The following is a 17,578-nucleotide window of genomic DNA, read 5'->3' as shown; positions in this document are numbered from 1 at the left end:
GGAACGGACGCTTCCTTCGAGCCGCCTTCCAGCAGGCCCTCCGGGCTTCGTTCTTTCGTGTTTCCAGCTTATCAGACGTTTTCCGCTCCGTTTTCCGGAGTTTCAATTCATCCGATTTGCTTTCGCCTTTCGGCGCTCCCGAACTCTAGCAGAGTTCTTCGGTCCGTTTTCCCCGGTCGTTCTCGAATTCAGATTCGAGCCCGTTTCCGAGGGGCCGTCCCGTGGGGCAACCCGGAGAACACTACGCACCGGGTCGCCCCACGTCAAATCGGCCTCAGCCGGTCTCGGGCGAGCGTCAGACCTCGACCACGACCGGCAGGATCATCGGCCGGCGGCGGTAGTTGTCCGCGACCCACTTGCCGATGGTCCGGCGGACCAGCTGCTGCACCTGACGGGGGTCCAGCACGCCGTCGCTCGCCGAGCGGTCCAGTGCCTCCTGGAGCCTGGCGACCACCGGGGCGAACGCGTGGTCGTCGATGCCGGAGCCACGGGCCTGGATGGTCGGACCGCCGACGATCTTGCCGTTGGCGGAGTCGACCGCGACGAAGACCGAGATGAAGCCCTCCTCGCCGAGGATCCTGCGGTCCTTGAGCGAGGCCTCGCTGATGTCGCCGACCGAGGAGCCGTCCACGTAGACGTACCCGGCCTGCACCTTGCCGACGATCCGGGCGACGCCGCCCTCCAGGTCGACGCAGACGCCGTCCTCGGCGATGACCACGCGGTTGCGCGGCACCCCGGTGGCGACGCCCAGCTCGGCGGCCGCGCGCAGGTGGCGCCACTCGCCGTGGACCGGCATCAGGTTGCGCGGCTTGCAGATGTTGAAGAAGTACAGCAGCTCGCCGGCCGAGGCGTGGCCGGAGACGTGCACCTTGGCGTTGCCCTTGTGCACGACCTTGGCGCCCCAGCGGGTCAGGCCGTTGATCACCCGGTAGACGGCGTTCTCGTTGCCCGGGATAAGCGAGGAGGCCAGGACGACGGTGTCGCCCTCGACGATGCGGATCTGGTGGTCGCGGTTGGCCATCCGGGACAGCGCCGCCATCGGCTCGCCCTGCGAACCGGTGCAGATCAGCACGACCTCCTTGTCCGGCAGGTCGTCCAGCTGCTTGACGTCCACGACCATGTTGCCGGGGACCTTCAGATACCCGAGGTCGCGGGCGATGCCCATGTTGCGGACCATCGAGCGGCCGACGAAGGCGACCTTCCGGCCGTACTCGTGGGCGGCGTCCAGCACCTGCTGGATGCGGTGCACGTGGCTCGCGAACGAGGCCACGATGATCCGCCGGTCGGCGTTCGCGAAGACGTTCCGCAGCGCCGCCGAGATGTCCCGCTCGTGCGGGATGAAGCCGGGGACCTCGGCGTTGGTGGAGTCCACCAGCAGCAGGTCCATGCCCTCCTCCGCCAGCTTGGCGAAGGTCGGCAGGTCGGTCAGGCGGCCGTCCAGCGGCAGCTGGTCCATCTTGAAGTCGCCGGTGGCCACGACCATGCCGGCGGGGGTGCGGACCGCCACGGCCAGGGCGTCCGGGATGGAGTGGTTGACCGCGATGAACTCGCAGTCGAAGGGGCCGATGCGCTCGCGCTCCCCCTCCTTGACCTCCAGGACGTACGGCCGGATGCGGTGCTCGGCGAGCTTGGCCTCGATCAGCGCCAGGGTCAGCTTGGAGCCGATCAGCGGGATGTCCGGGTTCTCCCGCAGCAGGAACGGGACGGCGCCGATGTGGTCCTCGTGCCCGTGGGTGAGGACGATGCCGTCGACCTTGTCGAGGCGGTCCCGGATGTAGCTGAAGTCCGGGAGGATCAGGTCCACGCCGGGCTGCTCGTCCTCGGGGAAGAGGACGCCGCAGTCGATGATCAGGATGCGGTCGCCGTACTCGAGGACCGTCATGTTGCGGCCGATCTCGCCGAGGCCGCCGAGCGGAGTGATGCGGAGGGCGCCCTCCTTCAGTGCCGGGGGCGCGCCGAGCTCGGGGTGCGGGTGGCTCAAAAGACTCTCCTCACGACGCACGCCATATGCCCGGGGTCCTCCCCCTGGAGACATATGGCGTGCGTACTCAGTGTCGTTTTCCTACTGGGTCTGTGCTCTCGCGCCTTCGATCCGGTCCAGCGGCGGACCCTGGGAGGATCCGGCGAGCCGGGGCGCGCACGTCCGTGTCTGTTAGAGGTGTACCCCGCCGGAGGCGAGATCCTGCCTCAGTCGCCCGATCTCCTCGGGCGTCGCTCCCACCAGCGGCAGCCGCAGCGGGCCGGCCGGCAGTCCCTGGAGCTCCAGTGCCGCCTTGCTCAGGATCACGCCCTGGGTGCGGAACATACCGCTGAACACCGGCAGCAGGCGCTGGTGGATGCTCGTGGCCTTGACCACATCACCCGCCAGGAAGGCCTCGATCATCGCCCGCAGGTCCGCCGCCACCACGTGCCCGACGACACTGACCACGCCGACGGCCCCGACGGACAGCAGCGGCAGGTTGAGGATGTCGTCGCCGGAGTACCAGGCGAGGTCGGCGCGGGCGATCGCCCAGGCCGCGGCGCCGAGGTCGCCCTTGGCGTCCTTGTTGGCGACGATCCGCGGGTGCTCGCCGAGGCGGACCAACGTCTCGTGGCTCAGCGCGACCCCGCTGCGGCCCGGGATGTCGTACAGCATGACCGGCAGCCCGGTCGCGTCGGCGACGGCGACGTTGTGCCGGTACAGGCCCTCCTGCGGGGGCTTGCTGTAGTACGGCGTGACCACCAGCAGGCCGTGCGCTCCGGCGGCCTCCGCCTGCCGGGCCAGCTCGACGCTGTGGTGGGTGTCGTTGGTCCCGACGCCGGCCACCACGTGGGCGCGGTCCCCGACCGCCTCGACCACGGCGCGGACCAGCTGGGCCTTCTCGGCGTCGCTGGTGGTCGGGGACTCACCGGTGGTGCCGTTGACGACGAGGCCGTCGTTGCCGGAGTCCACGAGGTGCGTGGCGAGGCGCTGGGCGCCGTCGAGGTCGAGCGCGCCGTCGGCGGTGAACGGGGTGACCATCGCGGTCAGGACCCGGCCGAACGGCGTCTGGGGGGTGGAGGTCGGAGCCATGCGTCCAAAGCTACTCGTAGGCGGTGGGGCGTTACCCATGCCGGTCCGGTGTTCGGACAGGTGTAGCGCGTCGGTGGCGCGGACGTGGGATCCCGGTGCTGCCCGCTCGGGGGTTCGGGCAGCACCGGAATCCGTGTTCACGAATGTAGGGAGCGGCTAGAAAAGCCGCAATCCAGACATGCCAGACACTCTGCCCATATGCCTGTCGTCCCAGGTCAGGGGGCGACTCGGCCGTGCTTCTCGAAGGCCGCATGGGTGAGCGGCATGAGCCGGGCCCACTGCTCCTCCATCTGCTCGGCGACCATCTCGATCTCGCGCTGCGGGAAGGACGGCACCGCCGAGTTCTCCCGCCGGGTGCGCAGCGACAGGAAGTGCATCAGCGAGCGCGAGTTGCAGGTCGCGTACATCGAGGAGAACAGGCCCACCGGCAGCACCGCGCGGGCCACCTCGCGGGCCACCCCGGCGGCCAGCATCTCCTGGTAGCGGGCGTAGGACTCGCGGTACGCGGCCTCCATCGCCCCGGTGGTGGTCCGGTGCTGCTCGGGCGTGCCCTCGTGGAACTCGTACTTGCCGGGGCGGCCCTGCTGGACCAGCTTGCGCTCCTCGCCCGGGACGTAGAAGACCGGCTGGAGCTCGCGGTAGCGGCCGGACTCCTCGTTGTACGACCAGCCGCTGCGGTGCCGGTGGAACTCCCGGAACACGAAGATCGGCGCGCTGATGAAGAAGGTCATCGAGTTGTGCTCGAAGGGCGTGCCGTGCCGGTCGCGCATCAGGAAGTTGATCAGGCCCTTGGACTTCTCCGGGTCCTGCTGGAGGGCCTCCAGGGACTGCTCGCCCGCGGTCGAGACCCGGGCCGCCCAGATGACGTCCGAGTCGGCGGCGGCGCTGCGGACCAGCTCCACCGTCACGTCGCTGCGGAAGCTGGGGGCCGTCGGTTCGTCGCTCACGCGTTACTCCTTGCGGGTTCGGTGCTGTGCAGCCTGATGGCGTGCTGCATGGTCTTGCGGGCGCGCGGGGTGTCGCCGGCGTCGGCGTAGGCCACGGCGAGGCGGAACCAGACCCGCCAGTCGCCCGGCGCGTCCTGTGCCTCGGCCTGGCGGCGGGCGAACACCGCGTCGGCCGAGGCCCGGTCGATCCGCCCGCCCTTGCTGCGCTTCAGCTCGTCCACCGGCAGGCCGCCCTCGGCCTCCAGTTCGCGGGCCAACCGCTCGCTGTCCCGGCCGAAGCGGACGGTCTGGCGCAGGAACCAGACGCCGATCACCGGGATCACGAAGGCGCAGACCCCGATGCCGATGCCGAGCGGCTTGCCGGTCGCGATCAGCTGGACGCCCTCGCCCACGCAGACCAGGGCGACCAGCAGCAGCACGCCGGACAGGACGAAGAATCCGGTACGGGAGGTCATGACGCGCTCCTGGGGATCGACACGGTCACAGGTCCAGGAAGTGTTCGAGGCCGAAGGTCAGCCCCGGCGTGCCGACCACCTTGCGCACGCCCAGCAGGATGCCCGGCATGAAGCTGCTGTGGTGCAGCGAGTCGTGCCGGATGGTGAGCGTCTCGCCGGTGTCGCCGAACATCACCTGCTGGTGGGCGAGCAGGCCGCGCAGCCGCACCGCGTGCACCGGCACCCCGTCCACGTCGGCGCCGCGCGCGCCGGGCAGGCTGTGGGTGGTCGGGTCCTGCTGCGGCGGGCGGCCGGCCTCGGCCCGGGCCGCGGCGATCAGCTGGGCGGTGCGGGTAGCGGTGCCGCTGGGGGCGTCCGCCTTGCGGTCGTGGTGCAGCTCGACCACCTCGACCGACTCGAAGTACCGGGCGGCGACCTGCGAGAACTTCATGCCGAGGATGGCGCCGATGGAGAAGTTCGGCGCGATCAGCAGGCCGAGCTCCGGGGCCTCGTCCAGCCAGCCGCGGACGGTGGCGAGCCGCTCGTCCGTCCAGCCGGTGGTGCCGGTGACCACGTGGATGCCGTGGTGCAGGCAGTAGTCCAGGTTCCCCATCACCGAGTCCGGGTGGGTCAGCTCGACCGCGACCTGCGCCCCGGCCTCGGTCAGCTCCCGCGGCTCGGACCCGCGGCCGAGGGTGGCGACCAGCTCCAGGTCCGGCGCGGCCTCGACGGCCTTGACCGCCTCGGAGCCGATCCGTCCCCTGGCGCCGATCACGGCGACACGCAGCGTCATAGCAAAATTCCTCTCACCCGGAAACCGGCGGATCAGACCAGCAGATCGGCGAGCTTGGCGGCCCGCTTGTCGTTGACCGGGCCGATCAGGGCGAGCGACGGCCGGTACGCGCCCAGCACATCACGGGCCACCGCGTGGACGTCCTCCAGGGTCACCGACGCGATCCGCTCCAGCATGTCGTCCACCGACAGGTGGTGCCCGTAGCTCAGCTCGGCCTTGCCGATCCGGTTCATCAGCGAGCCGGTGTCCTCCATGCCGAGCACGGTGGAGCCGGAGATCTGGCCGATCGCCCGCTGCAGCTCCTCCTCGGTGATGCCCTCCTCGACCACCTTGGCCAGCTCGGCGCGGCAGATCCGCAGCACCTCCTCGACCCGCTTGGGCTGGCAGCCGGCGTAGATGCCGAACAGGCCGCTGTCCGCGTAGGACGAGGAGTACGAGTAGACCGAGTACGCCAGGCCGCGCTTCTCGCGGACCTCCTGGAACAGCCGGGAGCTCATCCCGCCGCCGAGGGCCGCGTTGAGCACGCCCATCGCCCAGCGGCGCTCGTCGTGCCGCGGCACGCCGGGCACGCCCAGCACCAGGTGGGCCTGCTCGGTGGAGCGGTTGAGCACCTCGACCCGGCCGGCCGTGCGCAGCGCCTTCACGCCGCGGCGGGCCTCGGCGGGGGCGGCGGTGGAGGCCGCCAGCACCGGCGCGAAGGCCTGCTCGACCTGCTTGACCACCTTCCGGTGGTCGAGGTTGCCGGCCGCGGCGACGACCAGGTGCTCGGGCCGGTAGCGGCGGCGGTAGAAGCCGGCGATCTGGTCCCGGGTGAGCGTCCTGATGGTCTCCTGGGTGCCGAGGATCGGGCGGCCGAGCGGGCCGCTGCCGAAGATCACCTTGGCGAACAGGTCGTGCACCACGTCGCCCGGGTCGTCCTCGGCCATCGCCATCTCCTCGAGGATGACGCCGCGCTCGGCCTCCACGTCCTCGGGGCGGATCAGCGAACCGGTGAGCATGTCGCAGACCACGTCGATGGCCAGCGGCAGGTCGGTGTCCAGGACCCGGGCGTAGTAGCAGGTGTTCTCCTTCGCGGTGAAGGCGTTCATCTCGCCGCCGACCGCGTCCAGGGCGGCCGAGATGTCCAGCGCGCTGCGCCGCTCGGTGCCCTTGAAGAGCAGGTGCTCCAGGTAGTGGGTGGCGCCGTTGAGCTGCGGGGTCTCGTCCCGCGAGCCGACGCCGACCCAGATGCCGAAGGTCGCGGAGCGCACCGTCGGCAGGGTTTCGGTGACGACCCGAAGGCCGCCGGGGAGCACGGTGCGGCGCACCGTGCCGGCGCCGTCGACGCCCTTGAGCAGGGTCCGGGTGGTGCCGGGACGCTGCTTTACCGCCGGGGCCTGCGCCACGGGGGGTACCTCCAGAGGAAACGCACGCGCGGGGGGCACGTGCGGACGAACGCGTGGACAACGGGGTGCGGCCCGCACGCCGGGAGGCGTACGGGCCGCGGGGGTCAGCTAGCGGCGCTTCACTCGGAAGCGGCCTCGCCGCCCTCCTCGCCCTCGATGACCGGGATCAGGGAGAGCTTGCCGCGGGGGTCGATCTCGGCGATCTCGACCTGGACCTTGGCGCCGACGCCGAGGACGTCCTCGACGTTCTCCACGCGCTTGCCGCCGGCCAGCTTGCGGATCTGCGAGATGTGCAGCAGGCCGTCCTTGCCCGGCATCAGCGACACGAACGCGCCGAACGTCGTGGTCTTGACCACGGTGCCCAGGTAGCGCTCGCCGACCTCCGGCATGGTCGGGTTGGCGATCTGGTTGATCGTGGTGCGGGCGGCCTCGGCGGCCGGGCCGTCGGCGGCACCGATGTAGATGGTGCCGTCGTCCTCGATCGTGATCTCGGCGCCGGTGTCCTCCTGGATCTGGTTGATCATCTTGCCCTTGGGGCCGATGACCTCACCGATCTTGTCCACCGGGATCTTGATGGTGATGATGCGCGGCGCGTTCGGGGACATCTCGTCGGGCGAGTCGATGGCCTCGTTCATCACGTCGAGGATGTGCAGGCGGGCGTCCTTGGCCTGCTTCAGCGCGGCGGCGAGCACCGACGCCGGAATGCCGTTCAGCTTGGTGTCCAGCTGGAGGGCGGTGATGAAGTTGCGGGTACCGGCGACCTTGAAGTCCATGTCGCCGTACGCGTCCTCGGCGCCGAGGATGTCGGTCAGCGTGACGTAGTGGGTCTCGCCGTCGATCTCCTGGGAGATCAGGCCCATGGCGATGCCGGCGACGGCGGCCTTCAGCGGCACACCGGCGTTCAGCAGCGACATGGTCGAGGCGCAGACCGAGCCCATCGAGGTGGAGCCGTTGGAGCTCAGCGCCTCGGAGACCTGGCGGATGGCGTAGGGGAACTCCTCGCGGGTCGGCAGCACGGGCAGGATCGCCCGCTCGGCCAGCGCGCCGTGGCCGATCTCGCGGCGCTTGGGCGAGCCCACGCGGCCGGTCTCACCGACGGAGTACGGCGGGAAGTTGTAGTTGTGCATGTAGCGGCGGCGCGTCTCCGGGGAGAGCGTGTCCAGCTGCTGCTCCATGCGCAGCATGTTCAGCGTGGTGACGCCCAGGATCTGGGTCTCGCCGCGCTCGAACAGGGCCGAGCCGTGCACCCGCGGGATGGCCTCGACCTCGGCGGCCAGGGTGCGGATGTCGGTGACGCCGCGGCCGTCGATGCGGACCTTGTCCGTGATGACGCGCTCGCGGACGATCTTCTTGGTCAGCGCGTTGTAGGCGGCGCTGATCTCCTTCTCGCGGCCCTCGAACTCGGGCAGCAGCTTCTCGGCGGCCAGCGCCTTGACGCGGTCCAGCTCGTTGTTGCGCTCCTGCTTGCCCGCGATGGTCAGGGCCTGGGCGAGCTCGTCCTTGACGGCGGCGGTCAGCGCGGCGAGGACGTCGTCCTGGTAGTCCAGGAAGACCGGGAACTCGCCGGTCGGCTTGGCGGCCTGGGCGGCCAGCTGGGACTGCGCGGCGCACAGGACCTTGATGAACGGCTTCGCGGCCTCCAGGCCGGAGGCGACGACCTCCTCGGTCGGCGCCTCGGCGCCGCCCTCGACCAGCTTGACGGTCTTGTCGGTGGCCTCGGCCTCGACCATCATGATCGCGACGTCGCCGTCCGGCAGGACGCGACCGGCGACGACCATGTCGAAGACGGCCGACTCCAGCTCGCTGTGGGTCGGGAAGGCGACCCACTGGCCGTTGATCAGCGCGACGCGCACGCCGCCGATCGGGCCGGAGAACGGCAGGCCCGCCAGCTGGGTGGAGGCGGAGGCGGCGTTGATGGCGACCACGTCGTACAGGTGGTCGGGGTTGAGCGCCATCACGGTGACGACGACCTGGACCTCGTTGCGCAGGCCCTTGACGAAGGACGGGCGCAGCGGGCGGTCGATCAGGCGGCAGGTGAGGATCGCGTCCTCGGACGGCCGGCCCTCGCGACGGAAGAACGAGCCGGGGATGCGGCCCGCGGCGTACATCCGCTCCTCGACGTCCACGGTCAGCGGGAAGAAGTCGAAGTGCTCCTTCGGCTGCTTGGACGCGCTGGTGGCCGACAGCACCATGGTGTCGTCGTCCAGGTAGGCCACGGCGGAGCCGGCGGCCTGACGGGCCAGGCGGCCGGTCTCGAAGCGGATGGTACGGGTGCCGAAGGAACCGTTGTCGATCACGGCCTCGGCGTAGAACACGTTCTCTTCCACCTGGAAGATCTCCTCTTTCGTACGTTCTCCGGGAGAGCGTCCCCGCGCACTGCTGCGGTGGGCCCCGGGCCCTCCTCGGGGAGGGCGGCAGTCGGGCCGGTCTTCGATCGAAGCCTCCGGAATGCCCCGCTCGGTCTGCGGGGGTTCCGACGGCCACTACCGAGGACCGGCGCCTCACGGCTGCCGGGCCGGGAAGGGCGGTCCGCGTCTGGACGCTCTCTCGGATGCGGGCGGCTTCCGTTTGAAGCCTTCGTCCCGCGGGGGGTTCGGGTCCTGCTGCCCGGGTGGCGCGCTGGTGCGCCATCACCCGGCATGCCCACAACCCTACGGTGCAATCCTCGGCCACCTGGGGAGGTGCGCGCGAGTTGTTATCTCCGGGCGCCGCGGTTCAACCACCGCGGCATACGCGCGAGGGGCGGCTCCCCGGTGTGGGGAGCCGCCCCGAGCGGCGGTCTTAGCGGGCGCCGCCGGCGGCACCGCGGCGGATGCCCAGGCGGTCGACGAGCGTACGGAAGCGCTCGATGTCCTTCTTGGCCAGGTACTGGAGCAGGCGACGGCGCTGGCCGACCAGGATCAGCAGGCCACGACGCGAGTGGTGGTCGTGCTTGTGGGCCTTGAGGTGCTCGGTCAGGTCCGAGATGCGACGGGAGAGCATGGCCACCTGGACCTCGGGGGAGCCGGTGTCGCCCTCCTTCTGGCCGAACTCGGCGATGATCTGCTTCTTGACGTCAGAGGCGAGAGCCACTGCAACTCCTTCGGGGTCTACCGAGCGGTCCTGGTCGACAACACAGGACTCATCGAGAACTCGGTGTCGCGAGCGCGGCCCGCACTCCGCGGCCCACGGAGGGGCGGCGGACAGACGGCTGCGCTCGGAGGCCAAGCGTACCAGTGCCGCCCACCCGGCCGTTCGGCGGGCCGGGTGGGCGGCACGGGGGCGGGCCGCCCGGGTCAGCTGGTGGCGCCGCGGACCAGCCGGTAGATGTCCAGCACGGCGAGCGCCAGCGGGACCAGCGAGATCAGGGTGAGGCTGTCCACCAGGTCCAGGATGCGCCCCCAGAACGGGGAGACCCCGAGCCGCGGCACCACCAGGGCGATCGCGGTGAGCAGCGCGGCACCGAAGGCGATCGAGCCGGTCAGCCAGATCGTCCGCAGGTCGAGCTCGGTGGTGGAGCCGGCCGCCCGCAGGAAGAACTGCGGGGTGTGCAGGGAGAGCCCGACGATCAGCAGGCTCAGGCCGAGCAGGCCGGCCACGGTGAGGCTGAGCACCTGCGCGGTGTAGCGGAACAGCCGGGCGCGCAGCATGGTGGTCAGGCCCAGGGCGAGCGCGAGCAGCTCGGGGAAGGTCTCGTCGGTGAAGCCGAGGACGGCGCAGGCGCCGACCACGACCGCGGCGCAGCCGCCGACCAGGCCGACCAGCACCTCGTGGCCGCGGCGGGCCTGGTGCGCGATCTTCTCGTACTGGACGGCCTCGGCGCGCTCGGCCTCCTCGTCGTAGTCGCGGCTGCGGGTGCGGGTCTGGCCGGGGGCGCTGAAGCCGACCGGCAGCCGGGCGAAGCGGGCGGAGAGGCTGGGCAGGAAGCCGATCACGGCGACGGCGGCGACCCCGGTGACGGCGGCGATGTGCCCGGCCGGGGTCTCCGGCAGCAGGACGGCCGCGAAGGTGGCGAGCGCGCCGGCGGTGGAGACCAGGGCGGCGGCGACGAACACCGCGTCCCGCTCCGGCAGCAGGCCGGCCAACAGCACGGCGACCACCAGGACGGCGACGCAGCCGGCCAGGAACTGGAGCCGGCCGGGGCCGTCCCACGGGTGGGCGACGGCGATCAGGCCGCTGCCGCCGATCATGGCGTGCGGCAGCGCGCCGAGGCCGAGCGCGACGGCCGCGTGGGCGTCCTGGTAGACCCGGGCGCGCACCCCGGCGAGCGCGGTCAGCACGACGGCGGTGACGCCGGCCAGGAGGCCCGGCAGGCCGTGCATGTCGTGGCGCAGGTCGGAGAACCAGAGCGCGAAGCCGAGCAGGGTGAGCAGCACCCCGGCGCCGATCAGGCCGAAGCCGCGCATCAGCTCGGCGGTCCAGAACCGGCGGTCGGCCTCGACGGCGCTGGCGATCGCGTCGGCGACGTCGTCGTAGACGGCCGGCGGCAGCGACTCGGCGAAGGGGCGCAGCGCCAGCAGGTCGCCGTCGCGGACCTGCTGGGCGGCCAGCGGCAGCCCGCTGTCCAGCACCGTGCCGTCGCGGCGGACCAGGTGGAAGCCGGTGGGGGTGCCGTCGGGCTGGCTCTGGTTGGCCAGCCGCAGCACCTCGGGATAGACGTCCGCGAGCGGGACGTCCTCGGGCAGGGCGACGTCGATCCGGCGGTCCGGGGCGACGACGGTCACCCGGCAGTAGCCCGTCGCGGCGGCGCTCATGCGCCCACCTCGCAGCGCTCGCCCATGAGGGCCCCCACCTCGATCCTTCGACGCACTTGGCGCTCCCCCTTGTTGACGGTGCCGAGGCACGGCGGCGCTCGGTGTTGCTGTGGAACCGGCCCGACCGGGCCGCGAGTTGGCGCGGCGTTACCCTACCCGTTCGGTTCGTGTCCGGTGCCGGTGCGTACCGGGCCCTGGCAGGCGGTGCGGGAGCGACCGTTAGGATCGGCGCCTGCGCAAAGGTACGGGGGCTGCGCTGGGTGGGGCGTCCTCAGCCACCGGATTCCCGTACGGACCGTACGCATATCGCAGAGGGCTGATGCCGAAGTGATCGATCGACGCCGCGGGGTGGATGACACATGGGTGTGATCACGGTCAAGCGACCGGCCAGGGCGTACCCGCCCACCGTGCCGGACGAACCGGTGGAGCTGGTGAGCCCGCCCGAACTGCCCCGGCAGGGCGGCGAGGACTGGCTGATGAGCCTCCTGCCCATGATGGGCATGGGCGGCTCGGCGGTCTTCTTCTTCTCGCCGGGCGCCGCGGCGCCGATGAAGATCATGGGCGGTCTGATGATCGCCTCGACGCTCGGCATGGCGCTGGCGCAGATCGTCCGGGCCCGCAAGGGCGGTTCGACCGCGATGGCCGACGAGCGGCGCGACTACCTGAAGTACCTCCAGCAGACCCGCCGCCAGGTGCGCCGCACGGCCGAGCGCCAGCGCGGTGCGCTGCTGTTCCTGAACCCGGCGCCGGACCAGCTCTGGTCGATCGTCGAGGACGGCCGGCGGCTGTGGGAACGGCGCACCGGGGACGGCGACTTCGCCCAGATCCGGGTGGGCCTCGGGCCGGTGCAGCTGTCCACGCCGCTGGTGGCGCCGCAGACCGCGCCGATGGACGAGCTGGAGCCGCTGTCGGCGGCCGCGATGCACTCCTTCCTGAAGGCGCACGGCACCCTCCAGGACCTGCCGCTGGCGGTCTCGCTGCGGGCCTTCTACCACATCACGGTGTGCGGGGACCCGGACTCGGTGTACGGGAACGTGCGCGCGATGATCGCCCAGCTGACCACCCTGCACTCGCCGGACGACCTGATGGTGGCGGTCGCGGCCGCGCCCGGTGCGGCCGAGGAGTGGGAGTGGACCAAGTGGCTCCCGCACAACCAGCACCGCAAGGAGGCCGACGGCGCGGGCTCGCGCCGGCTGTTCGCGAGCGACCTGGGCGATCTGGAGTACCTGCTCCAGGACGAACTGGCCGGCCGCCAGCGCTTCGTGCGGGAGGTGGCCCCGCCGGCCGACCAGCCGCACCTGGTGGTCGTCATGGACGGCGCCGGGGTGCCCCACGACTCGCTGCTGGCGAGCCCGGAGGGCGTGCAGGGCGTGACGGTCATCGAGGTGGTCCCGGGGGAGGTCGACGAGCCCAGCGGGCACCTGATGATCACGGTCGGCGCCGAGGAGCTGGTGCTGCGCTCGGCCTCCGGCGCGACGTACACCGGCAAGCCGGACCTGCTCTCGGTGTGGCAGTCCGAGGCGCTGGCGCGGCAGTTGGCGCCGTACCGGATCTCGGCCGGCGGCGACGACGAACCGCTGCTGTCCAACCTCGACTTCACCGACATGATGGGCTCGGGCGACCCGGGCTCCTTCGACGTGGCCCGCAGCTGGCGCCCGCGCGCCCAGCACGAGCGGATGCGGGTGCCGATCGGCGTCGGCGCCAACGGCGAGCACGTCTACCTGGACATCAAGGAGGCCGCGCTGGAGGGCATGGGCCCGCACGGCCTGTGCGTGGGCGCGACCGGTTCCGGCAAGTCGGAGCTGCTGCGCACGCTGGTGCTGGCGCTGGCGATGACCCACTCCTCGGAGATCCTGAACTTCGTCCTCGCCGACTTCAAGGGCGGCGCGACCTTCTCCGGCATGGCGGACATGCCGCACACCTCCGCGGTGATCACCAACCTGGAGGGCGAGCTCACCCTGGTCGACCGCATGCGCGACGCGATCGAGGGCGAGCTGCACCGCCGCCAGGAGCTGCTGCGCTCGGCGGGCAACTACGCCAACATCCACGAGTACGAGCGGGCCCGGGCGGCCGGCGCGGCGCTGGACCCGCTGCCGTCGCTGGTGCTGATCATCGACGAGTTCTCCGAGCTCCTCACCGCCAAGCCCGACTTCATCGAGATGTTCATCCAGATCGGCCGGATCGGCCGTTCGCTGGGCGTTCACCTGCTGCTGGCCTCGCAGCGCCTGGAGGAGGGCAAGCTACGCGGCCTGGACACCTACCTGTCGTACCGGATCGGTCTGCGCACCTTCTCGGCCGCGGAGTCCCGGGCCGCGATCGGCGTGCCGGACGCCTACCACCTGCCGCCGGTGCCGGGTGTCGGCTACCTCAAGTTCGGCGAGGACGTGATGGACCGGTTCAAGGCCGCCTACGTCTCGGGGCCCTACCGGGCGCCGGGGCAGCAGCGGTCGACCGGCGGGCGACGGGTCAACGCGCGCCCGGTGGAGTTCACCGCGGCCTTCGTGGACCTGCCGGACCCGGTGGAAGAGGAGGTCGCGCCGCAGGCCCCGGAGCAGGACGACGCGCTGGTGGACACCGTGCTGGACGTGTTCGTCCAGCGGATGTCCGGCCAGGGCCCGGCCGCGCACCAGGTGTGGCTGCCGCCGCTGGAGGAGGCGCCGACCATGGACCACCTGCTGCCGCCGCTGCAGGTCGTGCCGGAGCGCGGGCTGACCGCGCCCGGCTACCCGGCGGGCCGGCTGCGGGTGCCGATCGGCATCGTGGACAAGCCGCGCGAGCAGAAGACGGACATCCTGGAGGTCGACTACGCGGGGGCGGCCGGCCACGGCCTGATCGTGGGCGGCCCGCGCTCCGGCAAGTCGACCGTGGTGCGCACCACGGTGGCCTCGTTCGGCCTCACCCACACCCCGCTGGAGGTGCAGTTCTACCTGCTCGACTTCGGTGCGGGCAGCTTCCAGTCGCTGGCCGGGCTGCCGCACGTCGGCGGGGTGGCCGGGCGCCTGGACGTGGACAAGGTCCGCCGGATGGTCTCCGAGGTGCACGGCGTGCTCAACCGGCGCGAGGAGCTGTTCCGGGTCGCCGGGATCGACACCATCGCCACCTACCGGGCCCGCCGGGCGGCCGGCCAGCTGCCGGACGAGGCCTTCGGCGACGTCTTCCTGGTGATCGACGGCTGGAACACCTTCAAGCAGGAGTTCGAGGGCCTGGAGCCGGTCATCGGCGACATCGCCCAGCGCGGCCTCGGCTACGGCGTGCACCTGGTCATCACCGCGGCCCGGTACGCCGAGGTGCGCCCGGCGCTGAAGGACCTGCTGCAGAACCGGACCGAGCTGAAGCTCGGTGACGCGATGGAGTCCGAGGTCGACCGCCGGGTGGCGCAGAACGTCCCGCCGCTGGCCGGGCGCGGCATCACCCCGGAGCGGCTGCACTTCCTGTCCGGCCTGCCCCGGCTGGACGGCTCCTCCACGGTGGACGACCTCCAGAACGGCGTGGCCGGCCTGGTCAGCGCCATCGACGGGGCCTGGAGCGGCCCGCGCGCCCCGCAGGTCCGGATGCTGCCGGCCGTCCTGGACGGCCACTCGCTGCCGAAGGGCTTCGAGCACCCCGAGCGCGGCGTCGCCTTCGGCGTGGACGAGGCGGAGCTGGCACCGGTCTTCGTCAACTTCGAGACCGACCCGCTGTTCATCGTCTTCGGCGACACCGAGTCCGGGAAGTCGGCGGTGCTGCGGATGCTGATCAAGCAGATCACCGAGCGCTACACCCCGGACCAGGCGGGCATCGTGGTCGGCGACTACCGGCGCGCGCTGCTCGGCACCGTGCCGCCGGAGTACCTGGTGGAGTACGCGGCCGCGCAGCCGGCCATGGCGGCCATCGTCGACATGCTGCGCGGCGCCTGCTCGCGCCGTCTGCCCGGCCCGGACGTGACCGCCGAGCAGCTGCGCAACCGCAGCTGGTACAGCGGCAAGGACATGTTCGTGATCGTCGACGACTACGAGCTGGTCTCGACGAGCTCGGGCAACCCGCTGGCCCCGCTGGCCGAGTTCCTGCCGTTCGCCCGCGACATCGGCCTGCGGGTGATCGTGGCCCGCAGCGCGGGCGGCGCCGGCCGCTCGCTGTACGAGCCGGTGCTGCAGCGGATGCGCGAGCTCGGCGGCCAGGGCGTGATCCTCTCCGGCAACCGGGACGAGGGCGCGCTGCTGGGAGCGGTCAAGCCGCAGGCGCTGCCGCCGGGCCGGGGGATCTTCGTGTCACGCCGCGTGACCAGCGGGCAGATGGTCCAGACGGGCTGGCTGCCGGTGGCGTGACCGCGCCGGCCGTCACGGACGGTGGTCGAAGGGGTCGGACTCACGGAGTCCGACCCCTTCGGCGTCCCAGGTTCCGAAACGTTACCTAGATCTTTCCGGACGGGGGCTGCGGTTCCCGTACCCGGCCAGGGAGTTCTCGGGCGTTTCGGGGGCGCCTGGCGTGTCACCGTCCACCTGGAGCACCACCTTTGAATCCCCAACCCTTCCCGTTTTTTCACCTTCGATTCATTCGCCATGTGGCCCAGGTAACAAGTCGGACAAAGCTCGCAATGACCGAACGTGATCATCGGATCGCATGCTTATGCGGTTTTCCGCAACGGATTCCGAAGCACTTCCGGCGTTGACTCGATCAATACGCCCACGGTTCCATTGCGGCCCGGGAGCGACTGGAACCGGACACCGAGCAACCAGCCAGCGGAGGCGATACCGCTCCCACTCCAGCACCGCACAGAGCCGATCGGAAGCCACATGACCGACACGCTTCGTCCGCCACAGAACGTAGCCGCCCCGGCGGCCGAGGCGGCCGCGTCCCAACAGCTCAAGCGCTCGATCGGCGTGGTGGGCGGCACCCTGCTCACGCTGTCCTGCGTCACCCCCGCCTCGACGCTCTTCGTGATCGTGCCGGAGCTGTTCTCCAGCATCGGCAGCGCCACCGCCCTGGCCATCGCGATCGGCACCGTGCTCTGCGTCGCGGTCGCGTTCTGCTACTCCGAGCTCGGCACCCTGATCCCCAGCGCCGGCGGCGAGTACGCGATGGTCGGCACCCTCGCCGGACGGCTGATGGGCTGGCTCGTCTTCGTGCTCTCGCTGATCGTGGTGATGATCGTCCCCTCGGTCATCGCCCTCGGCACCGCCGACTACCTCGCCCCCGTCCTGCACCTGGACAAGGCCATGACCGGCGCCGCCGTGATGCTGGCCGCCACCCTGGCCGGCCTGCTCGACCTGCGCGCCAACGCCTGGATCACCGGCGTCTTCCTGGTCCTGGAGGTGGTCGCGGCCGGCGTGGTGTCGGTGCTCGGCTTCGCCCACGCCAACAGCGACGCCCCCAGCCTGCTGCACGGCGTGGTCGCCGGGGACGGCGGCACCACCACCACGGTGAGCGTGGGCGCCATCGTCGGCGCGCTCGGCATCGCCCTGTTCATCACCCAGGGCTTCTCCACCGCCGTCTACCTCTCCGAGGAGCTGGAGAACCCCCGCCGCACCGTCTCGCGCACCGTGCTGTGGACGCTCGGCATCTCCTCCGCCGTCATCCTGGTCCCGGTCGTCGCCATCACGATGGGCGCCCCCGACCTCCAGACCCTGGCCTCCGGCGACATCTCCGGCATGGTCACCGCCTGGAGCAACTCCGCGGTCGGCACCTTCATCAGCCTCTGCGTCGCGCTGGCCATCATCAACGCCGGCATCGTCATGGTCATCCAGAACTCCCGGGTGCTGTTCGCCTCCGCCCGTGACAAGGCCTGGCCGGAGCCGGTCAACAAGGCCTTCGGCACCCTCGGCCGGTTCGGCTCACCGTGGGTCGCCACCCTGGCGGTCGGCCTGCCCGGCGCCGCGCTCTGCTTCGTCAAGGGCGAGCTGCTGAGCAACATCACCGGCGTCGCCGTCACCGGGATGTACCTGCTGGTCGCGATCGCCGCGCTGCTCTCCCGCCGCGCCCACCACAAGCACGCCGCCGCCTGGCGGATGCCGCTGTGGCCCGCCGTCCCGGTCGTGCTGATCGCCGTCCTGGTCTACGTGATCACCCAGCTGGACACCGAGCCCCTGCTGTGGACCGGCGGCATCACCGCCGCCGGCACCCTCTACTGGCTGTTCTACCTGCGCCCCCGGCAGGACACCCACTGGGTGATCAGCCTCCCCGAGGACCAGCAGGACTGACCCCCACCCTCCCCCACACCTCCCCCACACAGCGGTGCCCCGGGCCTCCCCAGCCCGG

At 71.3% G+C, this 17,578-nt stretch carries 11 protein-coding genes; 2 read left to right on the top strand and 9 right to left on the bottom strand.

The features are described from left to right. Positions 1-295: 295 nt before the first annotated feature. The 9 genes from ACFY0X_RS33710 to eccD all read right to left on the bottom strand — a co-directional run bounded on the left by ACFY0X_RS33710 (position 296) and on the right by eccD (position 11,344). On the bottom strand, positions 296-1,981 hold the full coding sequence (locus ACFY0X_RS33710; protein ID WP_387760308.1) for a ribonuclease J: 1,686 nt from the start codon (positions 1,979-1,981) through the stop codon (positions 296-298). A 171-nt stretch (positions 1,982-2,152) separates the two neighbouring features. Continuing rightward, positions 2,153-3,052, bottom strand: coding sequence for a 4-hydroxy-tetrahydrodipicolinate synthase (gene dapA, locus ACFY0X_RS33705; RefSeq protein WP_387760306.1), 900 nt, complete (start codon positions 3,050-3,052; stop codon positions 2,153-2,155). A gap of 215 nt (positions 3,053-3,267) precedes the next feature. Next, complete coding sequence (gene thyX / locus ACFY0X_RS33700; protein WP_387760304.1) at positions 3,268-3,999, bottom strand: FAD-dependent thymidylate synthase; 732 nt, start codon at positions 3,997-3,999, stop codon at positions 3,268-3,270. Next, positions 3,996-4,454 (bottom strand): hypothetical protein, encoded by a 459-nt coding sequence (locus ACFY0X_RS33695; protein WP_387760303.1) that lies wholly within the window; start codon positions 4,452-4,454, stop codon positions 3,996-3,998. The genes thyX and ACFY0X_RS33695 overlap by 4 nt, the downstream gene beginning before the upstream one ends. A 25-nt stretch (positions 4,455-4,479) precedes the next feature. Further along, positions 4,480-5,226, bottom strand: a complete 747-nt coding sequence (gene dapB, locus ACFY0X_RS33690) for a 4-hydroxy-tetrahydrodipicolinate reductase (protein ID WP_387760302.1) — start codon at positions 5,224-5,226, stop codon at positions 4,480-4,482. A gap of 32 nt (positions 5,227-5,258) precedes the next feature. Beyond that, positions 5,259-6,611 (bottom strand): M16 family metallopeptidase, encoded by a 1,353-nt coding sequence (locus ACFY0X_RS33685; protein ID WP_387760300.1) that lies wholly within the window; start codon positions 6,609-6,611, stop codon positions 5,259-5,261. 119 nt (positions 6,612-6,730) lie between these two features. After that, on the bottom strand, positions 6,731-8,938 hold the full coding sequence (locus tag ACFY0X_RS33680) for a polyribonucleotide nucleotidyltransferase (protein ID WP_387760298.1): 2,208 nt from the start codon (positions 8,936-8,938) through the stop codon (positions 6,731-6,733). Positions 8,939-9,392: 454 nt separating this feature from the next. Then, positions 9,393-9,683 (bottom strand): 30S ribosomal protein S15, encoded by a 291-nt coding sequence (rpsO, locus tag ACFY0X_RS33675; RefSeq protein WP_148645116.1) that lies wholly within the window; start codon positions 9,681-9,683, stop codon positions 9,393-9,395. Positions 9,684-9,886: 203 nt separating this feature from the next. Further along, positions 9,887-11,344 (bottom strand): type VII secretion integral membrane protein EccD, encoded by a 1,458-nt coding sequence (gene eccD / locus ACFY0X_RS33670; RefSeq protein WP_387760296.1) that lies wholly within the window; start codon positions 11,342-11,344, stop codon positions 9,887-9,889. 359 nt (positions 11,345-11,703) lie between these two features. Here eccD and eccCa point away from each other — a divergent pair, with 359 nt between their 5' ends. Both eccCa and ACFY0X_RS33660 read left to right on the top strand, forming a co-directional pair. Continuing rightward, positions 11,704-15,648 carry a type VII secretion protein EccCa gene (gene eccCa / locus ACFY0X_RS33665; protein WP_387760294.1) on the top strand — a complete coding sequence of 1,315 codons (3,945 nt, stop codon included), beginning with the start codon at positions 11,704-11,706 and terminating at the stop codon, positions 15,646-15,648. Positions 15,649-16,116: 468 nt separating this feature from the next. After that, the gene (locus ACFY0X_RS33660) at positions 16,117-17,520 is read left to right on the top strand and encodes an APC family permease (protein ID WP_387760293.1); all 1,404 of its coding nucleotides are present in this window, start codon (positions 16,117-16,119) and stop codon (positions 17,518-17,520) included. Positions 17,521-17,578 lie beyond the last annotated feature (58 nt).

The organism is Kitasatospora sp. NPDC001547 (assembly GCF_042894165.1).
GTDB lineage: Bacteria > Actinomycetota > Actinomycetes > Streptomycetales > Streptomycetaceae > Kitasatospora.
This window is presented reverse-complemented; position numbering and strand designations above follow the sequence as displayed.

Coding starts and splice junctions, on each gene's coding strand:
- eccD (WP_387760296.1), bottom strand. CDS start 11,344: ATGAGCGCCGCCGCGACGGGCTACTGCCGGGTGACCGTCGTCGCCCCG.
- dapA (WP_387760306.1), bottom strand. CDS start 3,052: ATGGCTCCGACCTCCACCCCCCAGACGCCGTTCGGCCGGGTCCTGACC.
- dapB (WP_387760302.1), bottom strand. CDS start 5,226: ATGACGCTGCGTGTCGCCGTGATCGGCGCCAGGGGACGGATCGGCTCC.
- ACFY0X_RS33660 (WP_387760293.1), top strand. CDS start 16,117: ATGACCGACACGCTTCGTCCGCCACAGAACGTAGCCGCCCCGGCGGCC.
- ACFY0X_RS33695 (WP_387760303.1), bottom strand. CDS start 4,454: ATGACCTCCCGTACCGGATTCTTCGTCCTGTCCGGCGTGCTGCTGCTG.
- eccCa (WP_387760294.1), top strand. CDS start 11,704: ATGGGTGTGATCACGGTCAAGCGACCGGCCAGGGCGTACCCGCCCACC.